17 protein-coding genes are annotated in these 16257 nt (G+C 71.6%); 7 read left to right on the forward strand and 10 right to left on the reverse strand.

Features of this window, described 5'->3' with window-relative positions; genetic code table 11:
- The first annotated feature begins 9 nt into the window (after positions 1-9).
- Both pknB and IF17_RS0109715 read left to right on the forward strand, forming a co-directional pair.
- Complete coding sequence (pknB, locus tag IF17_RS0109710; RefSeq protein ID WP_030564188.1) at positions 10-1944, forward strand: Stk1 family PASTA domain-containing Ser/Thr kinase; 1935 nt, start codon at positions 10-12, stop codon at positions 1942-1944.
- A 2-nt stretch (positions 1945-1946) separates the two neighbouring features.
- A complete protein-coding gene (locus IF17_RS0109715) occupies positions 1947-2804 on the forward strand; it encodes a deoxyribonuclease IV (protein WP_030564190.1) in 858 nt (285 codons plus the stop codon).
- Here the strand turns inward: IF17_RS0109715 and IF17_RS0109720 are convergent.
- Positions 2801-3433, reverse strand: coding sequence for a sulfite oxidase-like oxidoreductase (locus IF17_RS0109720; protein ID WP_030564192.1), 633 nt, complete (start codon positions 3431-3433; stop codon positions 2801-2803). The genes IF17_RS0109715 and IF17_RS0109720 overlap by 4 nt on opposite strands.
- A 152-nt stretch (positions 3434-3585) precedes the next feature.
- On the opposite strand from IF17_RS0109720, the gene bfr reads away from it, so the two are divergent.
- A complete protein-coding gene (gene bfr, locus IF17_RS0109725; RefSeq protein ID WP_030564193.1) occupies positions 3586-4065 on the forward strand; it encodes a bacterioferritin in 480 nt (159 codons plus the stop codon).
- A 79-nt stretch (positions 4066-4144) separates the two neighbouring features.
- On the opposite strand, the gene IF17_RS0109730 is transcribed toward bfr, so the two are convergent.
- On the reverse strand, positions 4145-4507 hold the full coding sequence (locus tag IF17_RS0109730; protein ID WP_032771832.1) for a (2Fe-2S)-binding protein: 363 nt from the start codon (positions 4505-4507) through the stop codon (positions 4145-4147).
- A 177-nt stretch (positions 4508-4684) separates the two neighbouring features.
- The gene (locus IF17_RS0109735; protein WP_026241475.1) at positions 4685-6031 is read right to left on the reverse strand and encodes a class II 3-deoxy-7-phosphoheptulonate synthase; all 1347 of its coding nucleotides are present in this window, start codon (positions 6029-6031) and stop codon (positions 4685-4687) included.
- Between the two features lie 102 nt (positions 6032-6133).
- Between IF17_RS0109735 and IF17_RS1000000140345 the strand changes: the two genes are divergently transcribed.
- Both IF17_RS1000000140345 and IF17_RS0109740 read left to right on the forward strand, forming a co-directional pair.
- A complete protein-coding gene (locus IF17_RS1000000140345; RefSeq protein WP_106429850.1) occupies positions 6134-6202 on the forward strand; it encodes a trp operon leader peptide in 69 nt (22 codons plus the stop codon).
- A 129-nt stretch (positions 6203-6331) separates the two neighbouring features.
- On the forward strand, positions 6332-8230 hold the full coding sequence (locus IF17_RS0109740) for an anthranilate synthase family protein (protein ID WP_030564197.1): 1899 nt from the start codon (positions 6332-6334) through the stop codon (positions 8228-8230).
- Between the two features lie 10 nt (positions 8231-8240).
- Here the strand turns inward: IF17_RS0109740 and IF17_RS0109745 are convergent, their stop codons facing one another.
- The 4 genes from IF17_RS0109745 to IF17_RS0109760 all read right to left on the reverse strand — a co-directional run bounded on the left by IF17_RS0109745 (position 8241) and on the right by IF17_RS0109760 (position 12109).
- Entirely contained in the window at positions 8241-9236 is a 996-nt protein-coding gene (locus IF17_RS0109745; RefSeq protein WP_018511963.1) for a 2-hydroxyacid dehydrogenase, read from the reverse strand.
- Positions 9237-9321: 85 nt separating this feature from the next.
- Positions 9322-9966 (reverse strand): response regulator, encoded by a 645-nt coding sequence (locus IF17_RS0109750; protein ID WP_051883954.1) that lies wholly within the window; start codon positions 9964-9966, stop codon positions 9322-9324.
- Positions 9967-10052: 86 nt separating this feature from the next.
- Positions 10053-11303: a MacS family sensor histidine kinase gene (gene macS / locus IF17_RS0109755; protein ID WP_030564201.1), complete on the reverse strand. Its 1251-nt coding sequence runs from the start codon at positions 11301-11303 to the stop codon at positions 10053-10055.
- A gap of 32 nt (positions 11304-11335) precedes the next feature.
- Entirely contained in the window at positions 11336-12109 is a 774-nt protein-coding gene (locus tag IF17_RS0109760) for a lysophospholipid acyltransferase family protein (protein ID WP_030564203.1), read from the reverse strand.
- A 167-nt stretch (positions 12110-12276) separates the two neighbouring features.
- Between IF17_RS0109760 and IF17_RS0109765 the strand changes: the two genes are divergently transcribed.
- Together IF17_RS0109765 and IF17_RS0109770 are read left to right on the forward strand one after the other, a co-directional pair.
- Positions 12277-13056, forward strand: coding sequence for an alpha/beta hydrolase (locus IF17_RS0109765; protein WP_030564204.1), 780 nt, complete (start codon positions 12277-12279; stop codon positions 13054-13056).
- Positions 13049-13765 (forward strand): hypothetical protein, encoded by a 717-nt coding sequence (locus IF17_RS0109770; protein WP_030564206.1) that lies wholly within the window; start codon positions 13049-13051, stop codon positions 13763-13765. The genes IF17_RS0109765 and IF17_RS0109770 overlap by 8 nt, the downstream gene beginning before the upstream one ends.
- 1 nt (position 13766) lies before the next feature.
- Here IF17_RS0109770 and IF17_RS0109775 read toward each other — a convergent pair whose 3' ends face one another.
- From IF17_RS0109775 to IF17_RS0109785, 3 genes are all read right to left on the reverse strand, one after another.
- Positions 13767-14522: an endonuclease/exonuclease/phosphatase family protein gene (locus IF17_RS0109775; RefSeq protein WP_030564209.1), complete on the reverse strand. Its 756-nt coding sequence runs from the start codon at positions 14520-14522 to the stop codon at positions 13767-13769.
- A gap of 79 nt (positions 14523-14601) precedes the next feature.
- Entirely contained in the window at positions 14602-15543 is a 942-nt protein-coding gene (locus IF17_RS0109780) for an ROK family glucokinase (protein WP_030564211.1), read from the reverse strand.
- Positions 15544-15678: 135 nt separating this feature from the next.
- Positions 15679-16167, reverse strand: a complete 489-nt coding sequence (locus IF17_RS0109785) for a DUF5304 domain-containing protein (protein WP_030564213.1) — start codon at positions 16165-16167, stop codon at positions 15679-15681.
- Positions 16168-16257: the final 90 nt, after the last annotated feature.

Raw genomic sequence — 16257 nt, forward strand, 5'->3', positions numbered from 1 at the left:
ACTCTCGGGGTGGACACGACCCTCCAGGACCCTCTCGTCGGGCAGCTGCTCGACGGCCGGTATCGCATTGAGGCGCGCATCGCCGTCGGCGGGATGGCCACGGTCTACCGGGCCGTGGACACCCGCCTGGACAGGATGCTCGCCCTCAAGGTGATGCACCCGGCGCTCGCCGTCGACGCCGCCTTCGTGGAGCGGTTCATCCGCGAGGCCAAGTCGGTGGCCCGGCTCGCCCACCCCAATGTCGTCGCGGTCTTCGACCAGGGCGCCCAGGGCGCGTACGTCTATCTCGCGATGGAGTATGTGGCGGGGTGCACCCTGCGCGACGTCCTGCGCGAGCGCGGCGCCCTCCAGCCCCGGGCCGCGCTGGACATCCTGGAGCCGGTCCTCGCCGCGCTCGGCGCCGCGCACCGGGCGGGGTTCGTGCACCGCGACATGAAGCCGGAGAACGTCCTGATAGGGGACGACGGGCGGGTGAAGGTCGCCGACTTCGGCCTGGTCAGGGCGGTCGGCACGGCCACCGACACCACGGGTTCGCTGCTGGGCACGGTGTCGTATCTGGCGCCCGAGCAGATCGAGCACGGCACCGCCGACACCCGCAGTGATGTGTACGCCTGCGGGGTCGTGCTGTACGAGATGCTGACCGGCGCCAAGCCGCACACCGGGGAGAACGCCGCCCAGGTCATCTACCAGCACCTCAACACCGATGTCCCGGCCCCGTCCGCCGTCGTGCCGGGGCTCCCGGTCGCGCTGGACAGCCTGGTGGCGAGCGCGACCGCCCGTAATCCCGAGGTGCGCCCGTACGACGCGGTCCTGCTGCTGGCCGAGGCCCGGGAGGCCCGTGCCGGGCTGACCGAGGCCGAGCTGGACGCCGTACCGCCGCAAGCACTGTCGGACACCCACGACAGCGCCCAGGACCGTACGAGCGTGATCCCCCGGGCCCTTCCGGTGGACGGCGGCGCGGACGGGGGCGGCGTGCACCGCACCAGCCGGCTGGAGATGCCGCCGCCGGTCGCCCCGCCCCGGCGCCGGGCCGCCCGGCGCGGGCCGTTCGGCGGACCGCACCGCAAGCTGATCACGATCATCAGCGCCGTCCTGCTGACGCTCGGCGTCGGGGCGGGCGTCTGGTACATCAACTCGGGCCAGTTCACCCAGGTCCCCTCGCTGCTCGGCCAGACCCAGAAGGTGGCGGAGCGGCGGCTCGCGGACGAGGGGCTCGGGCTGAAGGGCGTGGAGCGGGTCTTCAGCGACACCGTCGAGCGGGGTTCCGTGGTCGACAGCGACCCCGCCTCCGGCGACCGGATCCGGGGCAACGGCTCGGTGAAGCTCGTCGTCTCGCGCGGTCCGGAGATCGTCCGGGTGCCCGATGTCGCGGGCTCCTCCCTCGCGGACGCCCGGCGCTCCCTGAAGAAGGTGGGCCTGGCCCCCGGCATGGTGACCAGGGAGTTCAGCGAGGACGTGGCGCGCGGTGAGGTGATCCGTACGGATCCGCGCGCGGGCACCGACCGGAACCCCGACACGGCCGTCGCCCTGATCGTCAGCAAGGGCAGTCCCGTCGACGTCCCGGACGTCACCGGCCTCTCGGTCGAGGACGCCACCGCGGAGCTGGCGGAGGAGGGGCTGAAGGTGGACGTGCTGCCCGGCCGGGTCCACTCCTCCGAGGCCGACGGCGACATCGCGAAGCAGTCCCCCGGCGCGGGCACCGAGGCGGCCGAGGGCGACACCATCGAGCTGACCGTCTCCAAGGGCCCCCGCATGCTGGACGTCCCCGACATCACCGGGCGGGACGTCGACGAGGCCCGGGCCACCCTGGAGGAGGCGGGCTTCGAGGTGAAGGTCGACCGGCCGTTCCTCTCCTTCAGCGACACCATCGCGAGCCAGTCCGTGGAGGGCGGCGAGCAGGCGCCCGAGGGCTCCACCATCACCATCAGGACCAAGGGGTTCTAGACATGCGTAACCCTGTGGGCGGACACGTCCCGGTGGCCGGCGGCCTTGCCAAGGTCGGTCTGGAGTACGCCCGTGAGCTGGCGGCCGAGGCCGTGCAGGTCTTCGTCGCCAACCCGCGCGGCTGGGCGACGCCCACGGGGAACCCGGCCCAGGACGAGCTGTTCCGCGCCGAGTGCGCGGCCGCGTCGATACCGGCGTACGTCCACGCCCCGTATCTGATCAACTTCGGCTCGCACACCGAGGCGACGGTCGAGAAGTCCGTGGAGTCGCTGCGCCACTCGCTGCGGCGGGCCCGGGAGATCGGCGCGCTGGGCGTGGTGGTGCACACCGGCTCGGCGACGGGCGGGCGGCCCCGCTCCGAGGCGCTGGCCCAGGTACGGGAGCACATGCGGCCGCTGCTGGACGAGCTGACCCACGACGACGACCCGTATCTGCTGCTGGAGTCCACCGCGGGCCAGGGCTCCTCGCTCTGCTCCCGTACGTGGGACTTCGGACCGTACTTCGAGGCGCTGGACGCCCACCCCAAGCTGGGCATCTGCCTGGACACCTGCCACATCTACGCGGCGGGGCACGATCTGGCCGGCCCCTCGGGGATGCGGCAGACACTCGACCTGCTGGTGGAGACGGTGGGCGAGGGCCGGCTGAAGCTGATCCACGCCAACGACTCCAAGGATGTCGTGGGCGCTCACAAGGACCGGCACGAGAACATAGGCGCCGGTCACATCGGTGCGGAGCCCTTCCGGGAGCTGTTCGCGCACCCGGCGACCGAGGGCGTACCGCTGATCATCGAGACGCCCGGCGGCAAGGAGGGGCACGCGGCGGACGTGGCCCGCCTGAAGGAGCTGCGGGGAACCCGCTAGAGCTCCGGGCCGTCCCCGGGTTCCTCCTGGTAGGAGTAGCGCTGCTCGCTCCAGGGGTCGCCGATGTTGTGGTAGCCCCGCTCCTCCCAGAATCCGCGCCGGTCGGTCGTCATGTACTCCACGCCCCGGACCCATTTCGGGCCCTTCCAGGCGTACAGGTGCGGGACGACGAGGCGGAGCGGGAAGCCGTGCTCGGCGGTGAGGAGCTCGCCGTCCTTGTGGGTGGCGAAGAGGGTGCGCTCGGAGGCGAAGTCGGCCAGGCGCAGGTTCGAGGAGAAGCCGTACTCGGCCCAGACCATCACGTGCGTGACGTCGGGCGCGGGGGGTGCCAGGTCCAGCACCGTACGGGCGAGGACTCCGCCCCATTCGGCGCCGATCATGCTGAACTTCGTCACGCAGTGCAGATCGGCGACGACCGAGGAGAACGGGAGCGCCGAGAAGTCCTGGTGGTTCCAGCAGTGCTTGTCGCCGTCGGCGGTGGCCCCGAAGACCCGGAACTCCCAGCGCTCCGGTTTGAACTTGGGAACGGGCCCGTAGTGGGTGACCGGCCATCCGCGCTGCAGTCGCTGTCCCGGCGGAAGCTCGGACTGCTCTGATTCGCGGTATTCCCGGCTTTCCGGCTGACCCATGCCTCCATGGTGACAGACAGGCAGGGGTGGTCATGACCAGGGCAGACCCCCATGGGGTCAACTCGTACTAAGCGTGCACTTACTGGACGGCCGGTGAGTGCGGTGCGAGGATGCGGCCACCTTGTCGATCACGCTTGGAAGGAGCCTCTGCGATGCAGGGCGACCCCGAGGTCCTTGAGTTCCTCAATGAACAGCTGACTGCCGAACTGACCGCTATCAACCAGTACTTCCTGCACGCGAAGATGCAGGAGAACTTCGGCTGGACCAAGCTCGCCAAGTACACCCGGGCCGAGTCCTTCGACGAGATGAAGCACGCCGAGATCCTCACGGACCGGATCCTGTTCCTGGACGGGCTGCCGAACTACCAGCGGCTCTTCCACGTCCGGGTGGGCCAGACGGTCACCGAGATGTTCCAGGCGGACCGCCAGGTCGAGGTGGAGGCGATCGACCGCCTCAAGCGCGGGATCGAGGTGATGCGCGCCAAGGGGGACATCACCTCGGCGAACATCTTCGAGTCGATCCTGGAGGACGAGGAGCACCACATCGACTACCTCGACACCCAGCTGGAGCTGGTGGAGAAGCTCGGTGAGGCGCTCTACATCGCGCAGCTGATCGAGCAGCCGGAGAGCTGAGCCGACGCGTTACGAGCCGACGCGTTACGGTCCGACGCGTTACGAGCCGACGCGTTGCGAGACGCGTTACGAGGAGTGGTCAGGCGGCGTCGGAGAGCTGGACGTCCCGGATCGCGGAGAGGGCGACCCCCGCCGCGACCGGCGTCGCGACCGGTGCGGTGCCCGGGTGCGTGACGGACGCCGCTGCGGGAACCGGGTGGGTGACCGATGCCGCCGCGGAGACGGGGTGGGTGACGGACGCCGCCACGGGCTCCCGCTGCTGGCCCGTGAGGTCGCGGCGCGAGCAGTCGCGCCCCAGCAGGGCCTGGATCCGGCGGACGCAACCGCCGCAGTCGGTGCCGGCCTTGCAGGCCGAGGCGATCTGGCGCGGGGTGCAGGCCCCGGCGTCCGCGTGCTTCTTGACCTGCGCCTCGGTGATGCCGAAGCAGGAGCAGACGTACATGCGCTTCACCTCCCTGCGGGCCGGTCGCTGATGCCGCCCCCGTCTTCGTCGGTGAGGCTAACCTAACCTTACCCGCCTGGCGAGGCGCGCAAAAGCCCGGAGACGGACTGTGGGGCACGGATCACATGGATCCGTGCCCCACAGGTGCGTCCGGCGGGAATACCCGCCGGGGAGTCCCTACTGGTCGCGGTACATCTCGGCGACGAGGAAGGCCAGGTCGAGGGACTGGCTGCGGTTGAGCCGCGGGTCGCAGGCCGTCTCGTAGCGCTGGTGGAGGTCGTCCACGAAGATCTCGTGGCCGCCGCCCACGCACTCGGTGACGTCGTCACCGGTCAGCTCCACGTGGATGCCGCCCGGGTGGGTGCCGAGGCCCTTGTGGACCTCGAAGAAGCCCTTGACCTCGTCCAGGACGTCGTCGAAGCGGCGCGTCTTGTGGCCGGAGGCGGCCTCGAAGGTGTTGCCGTGCATCGGGTCGGTCACCCACGCCACGGTGGCGCCGGACGCGGTGACCTTCTCGACCAGCTCGGGGAGCTTGTCGCGGACCTTGTCGGCACCCATGCGGACGATGAAGGTCAGCCGGCCGGGCTCGCGCTCGGGGTCCAGGCGGTCGACGTAGCCGAGGGCCTCGTCGACGGTGGTCGTCGGGCCGAGCTTGATGCCGATCGGGTTGCGGACCTTGGAGGCGAACTCGATGTGCGCGCCGTCCATCTGCCGGGTGCGCTCACCGATCCAGACCATGTGGCCGGAGGTGTCGTACAGCTCGCCGGTGCGCGAGTCGGTGCGGGTCAGCGCCGTCTCGTAGTCCAGCAGCAGCGCCTCGTGCGAGGCGTAGAACTCGACCGCCTTGAACTCGGCCGGGTCGGTGCCGCACGCCTTCATGAAGTTGAGCGCGTTGTCGATCTCGCGCGCCAGGGCCTCGTAGCGCTGGCCCGCCGGGGACGACTTCACGAAGTCCTGGTTCCAGGCGTGCACCTGGCGCAGGTCCGCGTAACCACCGGTGGTGAAGGCACGCACCAGGTTCAGCGTCGAGGAGGACGCGTGGTACATCTGCTTCAGCCGCGCCGGGTCCGGGATCCGGGCCTCTTCGGTGAAGGCGAAGCCGTTCACCGAGTCGCCCCGGTAGGTCGGCAGGGTCACGCCGTCGCGGGTCTCGGTCGACTTGGAGCGCGGCTTGCTGTACTGGCCCGCGATCCGGCCGACCTTCACCACGGGCACGGAGGCCGCGTAGGTCAGGACGGCGCTCATCTGGAGCAGCGTCTTCAGCTTGGCCCGGATGTGCTCGGCGGACACGGCGTCGAAGGCCTCGGCGCAGTCGCCGCCCTGCAGCAGGAACGCCTCGCCCTTGGCGACGGCTCCCAGGCGGGCGCGCAGCTGGTCGCACTCGCCCGCGAAGACGAGCGGCGGATACGACGCGAGGTCCGCGAGTACATCGCGCAGGGCCTCGGAGTCGGGGTACTCGGGCTGCTGCGCCGCGGGAAGGTCTCGCCAGGTGTTGCCACCGGCGACGGAGGTATTGGCGTTCACGGTCACGTGCACCACATTACGGGGTCGCGCGGGGCGTCCATCCGAGCGCTCAATAGTTGAGACACCCGCTCCGATGCCCGGAACGTCCGCTAGGGTCGGAGCATGTCGACGCAACAGATCCAGATCTCGATCCAGAACTGGTGGTGGACCGCTCATCCGGCGGCCCGCTGACTCATCGCGCTGACACACTTCGCGAAGGCCGCCCGAGGGGCGGCCTTTCCTGCGTTTCGGAGCCGTTCCTCTACCCCGTGAATCCCGTACGAAGCCCTCGTACGGTCCGTCCGGAAGGAACCCGCTCCCATGTCCCGTACCGCGCCCCGCCCCGCCTTCGACCTCGTCCGCCGACTGCTGGCCGACGACGCCCCGCCGTTCGCCCTGCTGCGCCGGCGTACGCCCGGCCGTGACCACGATCACGTGGAAGTGCTGATCGGCCGGGTGCGGGAGGCGGAGCGGCTGGCCGATCTGCCGGTGGGCGTGTCGCCCGCGCTGGCCCTGGTGCCGTTCCGGCAGATCGCCGAGCGCGGCTTCGACGTACGGGACGACGGGACGCCGCTCAGCGTGCTGGTCGCCGACGAGACGCACGAGCTGGAGCTGGCGGAGGTGCTGGCGGCGCTGCCCGAGCATGACGTGACGGTGGAGGACCGGGGCTTCGATGTGCCGGACGCGGAGTACGCGGAGATCGTGCGGCGGGTGATCCGGGAGGAGATCGGGCAGGGCGAGGGCGCGAACTTCGTGATCCGGCGGACGTTCCGGGGAGAGATCCCGGGGTTCGGGCGGGCGGACGCGCTGGCGCTGTTCCGGCGGCTGCTTGCGGGTGAGCGGGGCGCGTACTGGACGTTCGTCGTGCACACGGGCAACAGGACGCTGGTGGGGGCCAGCCCTGAGGTGCATGTGCGGATGTCCGGCGGGACCGTCGTGATGAACCCGATCAGCGGGACCTACCGCTACCCGGCCGAGGGGCCCACCGCGACAAGCCTGCTGGCGTTCCTCGGGGACCGCAAGGAGAGCGAGGAGCTGTCCATGGTGGTCGACGAGGAGCTGAAGATGATGTGCACGGTGGGCGACATGGGCGGGGTCGTCGTCGGACCCCGGCTCAAGGAGATGGCCCACCTCGCGCACACCGAGTACGAGCTGCGGGGCCGCTCCTCCCTGGACGTACGGGAGGTGCTGCGCGAGACCATGTTCGCGGCCACCGTCACCGGCTCCCCGGTGCAGAACGCCTGCCGGGTGATCGAGCGGTACGAGCAGGGCGGGCGCGGCTACTACGCGGGCGCGCTGGCCCTCCTGGGCCGGGACGCCAACGGGGCGCAGACGCTCGACTCGCCGATCCTGATCCGGACCGCCGACATCGCCCCGGACGGTTCGCTGAAGGTCCCGGTCGGCGCCACTCTCGTACGCCACTCCGACCCGGAGAGCGAGGTCGCCGAGACCCACGCCAAGGCCGCCGGGGTGCTGGCCGCGCTGGGGGTGCGGCCGGGGCGGCCGGAGACGGAGGCGGGGCGTCCGCTGCTGGCCGCCGATCCCCGGGTGCAGGCGGCGCTGGACGACCGGCGCGGCTCTCTCGCCCCGTTCTGGCTGCGGATGCAGGAGCGCACCCGGGAGCTGACCGGCCACGCGCTGGTGGTGGACGGCGAGGACACGTTCACCGCGATGCTGGCCCACCTGCTGCGCTCGTCCGGGCTGGAGGTGTCGGTGCGGCGCTTCGACGAGCCGGGGCTGCGTGAGGTGGTGCGGGCGCACGCGGGGCCGGTCGTGCTGGGCCCCGGTCCCGGGAATCCGGGCGATCTCGCGGACCCGAAGATGCGGCTGCTGCGGGAGCTGGCGGCCGGGCTGGTGCGGGAGCACCGGTACGGGCTGCTGGGCGTCTGCCTCGGGCATGAGCTGATCGCGGCCGAGCTGGGCATGGAGATCGTGCGCAAGGCGGTGCCGTACCAGGGGGCGCAGACCAGGATCGAGCTGTTCGGGCGGCCGGAGACGGTCGGCTTCTACAACAGCTTCACCGCTCGGTGCGACGGTCCGGCCGCCGCCGAGCTGGCCGCGCACGGGATCGAGGCGAGCCGGGACGAGGAGAGCGGGGAGCTGCACGCACTGCGCGGGCCGGGCTTCGCCTCGGTGCAGTTCCACCCGGAGTCGGTGCTGACCGTGCGGGGGGCCGCGATCGTGACGGAGCTGCTGGCGGGGCTGCCGGTGCTGAGCTGAGCCCTCCGGTTCACATACGCGGCACGAGCACGTTCTCGCTGGTGCGGCGGGCCAGGTAGTCGGTGACGTTCTGTACGGTCGCGTCGATGATCTGGCCCACCGCGTCCTCGGTGTAGTACGCCTGGTGCGAGGTGACGATGACGTTGGGGAAGGTCACCAGCCGGGCCAGGGTGTCGTCGTCGACGCCCTCCAGGGACTTGTCCAGGAAGAAGAGCCCGGCCTCCGCCTCGTACACGTCGAGTCCGACGCCGAGGAAGCGGCCCGCACGCAACTCGGTGACCAGGGCTGCGGTGTCGATGAGGCCGCCGCGGCTGGAGTTGACGAGGATCGCGTCGTCCTTCATCGACTTGAGGGCCGCCTCGTTGATGATGTGCTGGGTGGCGGGGAGCAGCGGGACGTGGAGGCTGACGAGGTCGGCCTCGGCGAAGAGGCGCTCCTTCTCCACGTACTCCATGCCCAGCTCCAGGCAGGCCGGGTTCTCCACGACGTCCCAGCCGAGCAGTTTCATGCCGAAGCCGTGGGCGATCCGGGTGAACGCCTCACCGATCTTGCCGGTGCCGACGACGCCGACGGTCCGCCCGTGCATGTCGCGGCCGAGCAGCCCGTCGAGGCGGAAGTCGAAGTCGCGGGTGCGGCTCGCGGCCCGGATGACGCGCCGGTTGACCGCCATGGCCAGGGTCCAGGCGAATTCGGCGACCGAGTACGGCGAGTAGTACGAGACCCGGGCGACGCGCAGGGCGAGCCGTTCGGCGACGTCCAGGTCGATGTTGTTGAAGCCGGTGGAGCGCTGGGCGATCATCTGCGTGCCGCCGGTGGCGAGGGTCTGGAGCACCGGGGAGCCGAGGTCGGCGTTGACGCTGGTGGAGATGATCTCGTACCCGGCCGCGATGGGGGCGGTGTCCCGGTTCAGGAAGACGTCCAGGCAGCGGACCTCGTGCAGCCCCGCGAAGGCCTTCTCGATCAGAGGCTTCTCATCTGACTGCACACCGAACGCCAGGATCTCCATAGCGCGAATATACGACCCGGCCGCCGGGCGCGCAGGGGCCGGACGGCCCGCCCGCCCGGCCACAGGTCCCGGGCCGGGGTCCCGGTCAGACGTCGTCGAGGCCGCGCTCGATCGCGTACCGCACGAGCTCCACCCGGTTGTGCAGCTGGAGCTTGCCCAGGGTGTTCTGCACATGGTTCTGGACGGTGCGGTGCGAGATGACCAGGCGCTCGGCGATCTGCTTGTACGAGAGTCCCTTGGCGACCAGCCGCAGCACCTCGGTCTCCCGGTCGGTGAGCTGCGGGGCCTTGGGCTCGTTGGACGCGGCGGGTACGGGGTCGGAGGCGAGCCTGCGGTACTCGCCGAGGACCAGGCCCGCGAGGCCCGGCGTGAAGACCGGGTCGCCGTTGGCGGTGGAGCGGACGGCGTCGGTCAGCTCCTGGGTGGAGGCGGACTTCAGCAGATAGCCGGTGGCGCCGGACTTCACCGCCTCCAGGACGTCGGCGTGCTCGCCGCTCGCGGAGAGGACCAGGACGCGCAGGCCCGGGTGGGAGGGGACCAGCTCCTTGCAGACCTGGACGCCGGGCATGCCTGGGAGGTTCAGGTCGAGGACCAGGACGTCCGGGTTGGCGGCCTTGGCGCGGCGGACCGCCTGCGGGCCGTCACCGGCGGTCGCGACGACGTCGAAGCCGGACTCGGCGAGGTCGCGGGCGACGGCGTCGCGCCACATGGGGTGGTCGTCGACCACCATGACCTTGATCGGCCGGTCGGCGGCCTCCACGCCGTCCTGCCGCGGTGCGTTCTGAGGTGCGTCCTGCGGTCCTGCGTTCTGCGTGCTCATCGGGCCGATCCTGCCTTCCCCCGGGAAACCTGTGCTTTCGGAACCTTCAACTCGACCTCGGTGCCCTGTCCCGGCACCGAGATCACCTCGGCCGTGCCGCCGAGATCGCGCAGTCGGCCGCGGATGGAGAGCGCGACCCCCATCCGCCCCTCCCCCTCCGCCTGGGCGAGGCGGCCCTCCGGGATGCCGGGGCCGTCGTCCCGGACGGTGACGATGACCTCGCCGGGCTCGTCCTCGACCAGGATCCATGCCTGGGCCTCCGCCCCGGCGTGCACCCGCACATTGTCCAGGGCGGCACTGACAGCGGCGGCCAGCTCGCGGGCGGCCTCCGCCGGCAGGACCACCGGAGCGCCGGGCTCCGCGAGGCTCGTACGGGAGCCGGCGTGCGGGGCCAGCAGGGCGCGCAGGTCGCAGGTGGCCCCATCGCCGCCCGGGCTCTCCTCGTCCACGTCGACCGTGCGCACGACGGCCCCCTCGGCGGCGTCCTCGGAGACCCGGGTCGGCGGGACCAGGCCGCTGGAGACCAGGGTGCGCAGGGCGACCTCCTGCTCCCCGGCCATCCGGCCCAGCTCGGCCGCCTCACCGCCGATCGCGGTGCCCCGGCGCTGCACCATGGCGAGGACCTGGAGGACGCTGTCGTGGATGTCGCGGGCCAGCCGCTCGCGTTCCCGGGTCGCCGCCTCGATCTCCAGGGCGCGGGCCAGGGTGCGTTCACTGGCGCGGGCGACCTCGACGACGTACCCGATGGCGATGGAGGCGACCCAGACCAGCAGGACGTTGTGGAAGGTGTCCCGGCTGGGGTCGCCGCGCTGGATGATGTTGGCGATGGCGACGAAGGTGGAGGCGAAGGCCGCCCACCGCCAGCCGCCCTTGATGGCGAAGGCGAGGACCGCTCCGGCCGTCCAGATAGAGGGCAGCGTCGGGCCGTCGAAGGTCTGGGAGTGGATGTCGGCGACCGGCGTGAGCATGATCCCGGTCAGCGCGACGACGAGATCCGCGCCCAGGAAGCGCTTGGTACAGGCCGCCGCCGAGCGGACCTTGGGCAGGGTGGCGAGCGTCCACACGAAGAGGAACGCGAGGTAGGCGAAGGCCACCCAGGGCCGCTCGAACCTCGGCTGGCCGAAGTTGTCCTTCCCGAAGATCGCGAGCAGCACCGCGTAGACCATCGTCAGTACGCGGTAGCCCGTCAGCGCACGCCACAGCGGCTGCTCGACCGACATCCGTACGACCCGCTCACGCTTGGCCATCCGGCCTCACCCCCCGACGGTCTACGACGCTGTTACGCGCCGGACCGTTCCGTTCCGTCCTCGTCGCCGGCCGCCTGTGCCTGCTTCCGCTCACGCTTGGCCTCCTCCGCCTTGGCCTTCGCCTCGTCGGCGATCTGGCGCTTGGCGGCGGTGGCGTAGATGTCCACGTACTCCTGGCCGGAGAGCTTCATGATCTCGTACATGACCTCGTCGGTCACCGAGCGCAGGATGAAGCGGTCGCCGTCCATGCCCTGGTAGCGGCTGAAGTCCAGCGGCTTGCCGATGCGGATGCCGGGCCGCATCAGCTTGGGCAGCACCTGGCCGGGCGGCTGGATCTTCTCGGTGTCGATCATCGCGACCGGGATGACGGGGGCGCCGGTGGCCAGCGCGACGCGGGCCAGGCCGCCGGGCTTGCCGCGGTAGAGGCGGCCGTCGGGCGAGCGGGTGCCCTCGGGGTAGATGCCGAAGAGGCCGCCGCTCTCGACGACCTGGATGCCCGCCTTGATGGCGGCCTCACCGGCGCCGCGCGCTCCGGAGCGGTCGACGGGGAGCTGGCCGACGCCCTTGAAGAAGGCGGCGGTGAGCTTGCCCTTCACCCCGGGGGCCGTGAAGTACTCGGCCTTGGCGATGAACGTGACCTTGCGGTCCAGGACAGCGGGGAGGAAGAACGAGTCGGAGAAGGAGAGGTGGTTGCTCGCGAGGATCGCCGGCCCCCGCTCGGGGATGTTCTCCAGGCCCTCCACCCACGGCCGGAAGGCGAGCTTCAAGGAGCCGCCGATGGAGAACTTCATTGCGCCGTAGATCAACTGTGGTGCCTCCTGTGTGCTGTCGGTTGAGACCTTAACCCGGGGCCCCGGAGAGGCGGTGACGGCCCTGGTCGGTGTCGGTCCGGTCGCGTACGGTGAAGTCATCCGTCAAGCACGCCCCGGTGCGCGCCCCCGCCCCCGCCTCACCTCACGAACAGGAGACCCCGGTGCCGGTCCTCCCTGGAGCCGAGCCGTTCCGCCACGAGGGCGGAGAGGTCGGCGTCCTCCTCTGTCATGGCTTCACCGGGTCCCCGCAGTCGCTGCGCCCCTGGGCCGATTACCTTGCCGAGCGCGGGCTCACCGTCTCCCTGCCGCTGCTGCCCGGCCACGGCACCCGCTGGGAGGACATGGCGGTCACCGGCTGGCAGGACTGGTACGCGGAGGTGGACCGCGAGCTGCGGGTGCTGCGGGAGAAGTGCGCGCAGGTCTTCGTCTTCGGCCTCTCCATGGGCGGCGCGCTGTCCCTGCGGCTGGCGGCCAAGCACGGGGACGCGATCAGCGGTCTGGTGCTGGTCAACCCGGCCAACAAGGTGCACGGCCTCTCGGCGTACGCGCTGCCAGTCGCCCGCCACCTGGTGCGGACGACGAAGGGCGTGGCCGACGACATCGCGCTCCCCGGCTCGCACGAGGTGGGCTACACCAAGGTGCCGCTGCACGCCGCCCACTCGGTGCGTAAGTTCTTCCGGCTGGTCGACGGCGAGCTGCCGCAGGTGACCCAGCCGGTGGTGCTGCTGCACAGCCCGCAGGACCATGTCGTGCCGCCCGCGGACAGCGCGCGGATCCTGAGCCGGATCTCCTCCACGGACGTCGAGGAGATCCTGCTGGAACAGAGCTACCACGTGGCGACGTTGGACCATGATGCGGAGCGGATCTTCGATGAGAGCTACCGGTTCATCGGCCGTCTCGCACCGAGCGTCGGGATGAAGGGGAGCACGTCCGGTGGCTGAGCACGACGCGGAACGCACAGGCAGCGACGAGGAGCGCGAACCGCGCCCCACGGAGAGCGCGGCCGTCCCGGAGGGGACGACGAAACCGGCTGTCCCGGAAGGGGCCGAGCCGGAGAAGAGGGCGGACGAGGAGCGGGTGATCGACGAGGACGCGGCCTGGGCCGCGATCGTCGCGGGGTACGGGGAGGAGCCGCCGGACCCACCCGGCGCCAAGCCCTTCAAGTCGGTCGAGGACCTCGCCCTGCTGGAGGACGACCAGCGCAACGTGGTCGGGCCGGACAACGGCCGGGCCGGTGACCCGGCGGACAAGGGGGCGGGCAAGACGCCCCCGAAGCCGCCGGAGAAGAAGCCGCTCGGCAGCTCCGTCGTCTTCGCGCCCGGTGTCGCCGGTCCCCGCGACTACGAGCTGCCCGAGTCCAAGGACGACGGCATCGACGTGCCGGACGACGGCGAGGAGGGCCACTTCGTGCCCCCGGAGCCGCCGCCGCTGCCGGAGGCCGACACCACGGCGAAGTTCGCCTGGCTCGCGGTGATCGGCGGGCCGGTCCTGATGCTGCTGGCGGTGCTGCTCCAGTGGCACATGACGTGGTGGCTCACCACGCTCTGCGTCGGCGGCTTCCTGGGCGGCTTCGTCACCCTGGTGGCCCGGATGCCGCACGACGACGATGACGACAGCTACGGCGACCCGGGGCGCGGCGCGGTCGTGTAGCTCACCTCGTGGCAGGGACTCTGAGGGCGGCCAGGACCGGCAGATGGTCCGTGGCCGCCCTCAGGTCTTTCTCGCTCACCCCAGGGAGCCCGGCCGGGACGCCGCAGCCGAGCACCTCGATGCCCGGGGTCGCGAAGACCGCGTCGATGCGCTTGCGCGGGTCGTCGGGGGTGAAGGTGAGCTCGCCGCCCCAGGGGGCGACGGCCCGGCAGTCCTGAAGGTGCCCGGCCAGGTGCTGGAACGCCTTCCCGGTCGGTACGTCGTTGAGGTCGCCGCCCGCCACGGCGTGCTGGACGCCCATGGCCGCCAGCCGCTCAAGGAGCAGGTCCGCCTGGGTGAGGCGCTCCTCGCGCTGGAGGCTCAGATGGCAGCTCAGCACCCCGAGCCGGACCCCGCCGATCCTGACGACGGCGGTGGCGAAGCCCCTGCGGTGCAGGCCCGGCGTGAGCGGCAGCAGAACGTCCTCGGTGCTCTCGACGGCCGCCCGCAGCGAGCACAGCAGCAGCGGTCCGGCGGCGGTGGCACCCCCGCTGAGGACCACGAGGTCGCTGCTCCTGGCCAGCCTCGCGGCCGCCTTGCGCCAGCGGAAGAAGCGCGGCGCCTCCTGGACGAGGACGAGGTCGGGGGCGCAGGCGCGGATGACCCGGGCCAGGGCAGCGGTGTCGTCGTGCATCGACCGGACGTTGTAGCTCAGCACCCGGATCACGGCTGAACCGTCCGGCTCGGTACGGGAGTCGGGCAGGGGCGTCAGGACCATGCGGGCCACGATACGACGGACGCCCGCCGCTGCCCCGGAGGGCGGCGACGGGCGTCCGATGCGTCGTGCGGGGTCGGGCTCAGCCCTGGCGGGCCAGGTCGGCCGCGCCCACGAGCCCTGCCTTGCCGCCGAGTTGGGCGGCGAGCACCTGGGCGTGCGGGCGCCACTCGCCGCCGATCAGCCAGCGCCGGAACGACTTGCGGATCGGGTCGAGGACGAGCTCGCCCTCGTCCGAGACGCCGCCGCCGACGATGAACGCGGACGGGTCGAACAGCGAGGCGAGGTCGGCCAGTCCGGCGCCGGCCCAGCGGGCCAGCTCGCGGAACGAGTCGATGGCCACCGGGTCGCCCTGGCGGGCGGCCTCGCTGATGTGCTTGCCCTCGATGCCGTCCACGGTGCCGTCGCCGAGGCCCAGCAGTATGGCGGCGTTCTCGGGAGTGGCGTTGGCGCGCTGCTTCGCGTACCGCACGAGGGCGCGGCCGGAGGCGTACTGCTCCCAGCAGCCCTGGCTGCCGCAGCCGCAGAGCAGGCCGTCCGGGACGACCCGGATGTGGCCGAACTCGGCGGCCACGCCGAAGCGTCCGCGGCGCAGCTTGTTGCCGATGATGATGCCGCCGCCGAGGCCGGTGCCGAGCGTGATGCAGATGACGTCGTCGTGGCCCTGGCCGGCCCCGAAGCGGTACTCGCCCCAGGCGGCCGCGTTGGCGTCGTTCTCGACGACGACGGGCAGGCCGATGCGCTGCTCGACCTTGTCCTTGAGCGGTTCGTGGCGCCAGTTGATGTTGGGCGCGAAGAGCACCGTGGCGCGCTTGTCGTCGACGTAACCGGCGGCGCCGATGCCGACGGCCTCCACCTCGTGGCCCTCGCTCGCGCCGGCCACCGCCGCGCAGATCGCGTCGACGATGCCTTCGGCCGTCGGGGGCGTCGCCACCTTGAACGTCGAGAGGATCCGGCCCTCTTCGTCGACCACTCCAGCCGCGATCTTCGTGCCGCCGATATCGACGCCGATGGTGAGTCCCATGAATCCCTCAGTTTCGGTCGAGCCCCGCTAGGGCCAACCGTACCCGAGGCAGCGCCCGGCCTGGCCGGGACCGGTCGGTCCCGGCCGATGTGGAGCGGCCTTGCCGGGTGGTGCGTCCGCTCGGTCCAGGACGATTCAGTCCAGGTCGATGCGCTCGGTGCCGGAGGGGCCTTCGCCGCGGCCTTCGTCGCGGGGGTCGGACGGGTCGTCGGCGGCCTTGTCCGCCTGGGCGGCAGGGGTGGCCTTGGAGGGGTCGGCCGCGGTGCGGGTCCAGCGGCTCTCCTGGCCCTCCACCGCCGAGCGGTAGGCGGCGAGCAGCTCGTTGCCCGCGGCGGCGAGGTGGTCGAAGACCTGCGGGTTGCGCTCGATGACCGGCTCCACGGCGGACTTCGCCTGCCGGATGGCCTGCTGGACCGCGCCCTGGGCGGCGACGCCGAGCAGCGGCGACTGGAGCGAGGAGACCTTGTCGGCGACCGCGTCGACCAGCTTGCGCAGCTCCTCGGCGGCCGAGCCGGGCTGCGGGCCGTACTGCGCGCGGCGGCGGGCCTTCTCCTCCGCGAGGTCCTCGGCGCAGGCGTCGGCCCACGCGTCGCCGTCGACGGGACGATCGGTGGCTTCACTCATGGCGGACTCCTGCGACGCGGGTGCCGGCCGCCGACGGGCGGCCGGCGGGGCTCGTGGTTCGTACTACCGACGTTACCCGAATGGCCGCGG

The sequence above is a fragment of the Streptomyces cyaneofuscatus genome, from assembly GCF_000718135.1.
In the GTDB taxonomy this organism is placed as follows: domain Bacteria; phylum Actinomycetota; class Actinomycetes; order Streptomycetales; family Streptomycetaceae; genus Streptomyces; species Streptomyces cyaneofuscatus.